This window comes from Azospirillum melinis (assembly GCF_013340935.1).
Taxonomy (GTDB): domain Bacteria; phylum Pseudomonadota; class Alphaproteobacteria; order Azospirillales; family Azospirillaceae; genus Azospirillum; species Azospirillum melinis.
Map to the genome: position 1 here is coordinate 1 of NZ_WHOS01000144.1, position 1,448 is coordinate 1,448.

The 1,448-nt window shown below is 70.4% G+C and carries 2 protein-coding genes; both read left to right on the forward strand.

Annotated features, from left to right (window positions below):
• The first annotated feature begins 62 nt into the window (after positions 1 to 62).
• On the forward strand, positions 63 to 641 hold the full coding sequence (locus tag GBZ48_RS35830) for a DUF3305 domain-containing protein (protein ID WP_174475370.1): 579 nt from the start codon (positions 63 to 65) through the stop codon (positions 639 to 641).
• Positions 634 to 1,197 (forward strand): DUF3306 domain-containing protein, encoded by a 564-nt coding sequence (locus tag GBZ48_RS35835; RefSeq protein ID WP_174475371.1) that lies wholly within the window; start codon positions 634 to 636, stop codon positions 1,195 to 1,197. The genes GBZ48_RS35830 and GBZ48_RS35835 overlap by 8 nt, the downstream gene beginning before the upstream one ends.
• The last annotated feature ends 251 nt before the right edge of the window (positions 1,198 to 1,448 follow it).

A 1,448-nucleotide genomic window follows, 5' to 3' on the forward strand; every position in this document is an offset into this window, starting at 1 on the left:
GGTACGGGAACCCGGTCCCGGTTTCACGGCCGTCCGGCACCGCCCACTCAGGACCACGCACTATGCCCAGCGAGTCCCCTCCCTCCGCCCCCCCCCCCCCCCCTGCCGCCCCCCCCGCTCCCGCCTCGCCCCAGGACCGCGCCGAACGGCGCAGCGTCGGCGTGGTGGTGGAGCGTCGGCGCGTCGACAATCCGTGGATCGAGGCGCGCTGGCAGCCGGTGATGCTGGTCCCGGCCGACCCCACCCTGCCCGACTGGAGCGTGCTGGCCGAAGGGCCGGACTGGACACGCCATTACGCCGGCACCGCCGAGATCGCCCTGTTCCCGACCGAGGCCGAGAACTACAAGCACAACCTCGACGGCGGCACGCCCAGCGCCTACGTCATCCTGCGGCCGGGCGGGCGGGCGCCGGGGATGCAGCTGCTGGCGGTCACCGCCGACCCCGGCGAGATCGACGCCCATGCCGAAGCCGGCGACGACGTGATCGAGGCGCTGCCGCTGCCGATCCCGCTGGTGCTGTGGATGGACGGCTTCGTCGCCCGCCATTTCGTCGAGCGCCCCTTCCACAAGCGCAAGCGCGACCGCGCTGACCCGGAAGCCCTGGCGCGGCATCGCAAGCCCGGACTGCCGCAGCATGGCTGAGGGCGAGGAGGAAGGCTTCCTCGGCCGCTGGTCGCGGCTGAAGCGCGAGACGCGGGTGGAGGAGCCGGTGCTGGAGCCGGTGGCACCGCCGCCGGAAGCCCTGCTGCCCGAGCCGGTGCCGCCCGAACCGTCGCCTGGAGAGATCGGCGAGGAGGTGGCGGACCTGCCCCCGCTGGACAGCCTGGGCTCCGACAGCGACTACACCGGCTTTCTTCGCCGTGAGGTTCCGGCGGATCTGCGGCGTGAAGCGCTGCGCCGGGCCTGGGCGAGCGACCCGGTCATCGCCGGCTTCCGCGGCTTCGCCGAATATGACTGGGACTACAACGCACCCGGCTATGGCGCCCTGCGCCCCACCGACGACATCGCCCGCCTGCTGGACGCCGTGCTGCCCGACGAGAAGCGGGAAGAGGACGAGGCGGTCGAGACGTTGGCGGCGGCCGATGCCGAAATCCTGGCTGAGTCTTCGCAGCCCCCGACGGCAGACGGATTGGAAGGGCCTCCCGTCGACGCATCGGACCGTGAACCAATCCCCTCTCCCCCCCGGGGAGAGGGTTAGGGTGAGGGGGACGCGCGGCGGCCCTTTCCCGAGTATCCTCCCTGCCCATCCCCCCCCCCCCCCCCCCCCCCCCCCCCGGGGGGGTGGGGGGTGACACATGGTGAATTCCTTCTCCCCCCGATTATCATGTCTTACTACATCCGGTGCAACACCCCGCTGGGCGCGCTCTTTTTCTTCATTCATCACTCCCCGAGCCACTGGCATTTCTTTTCGTGTCCTGTCTTTTTTCCATAAAAAAAAGAATTGATCTA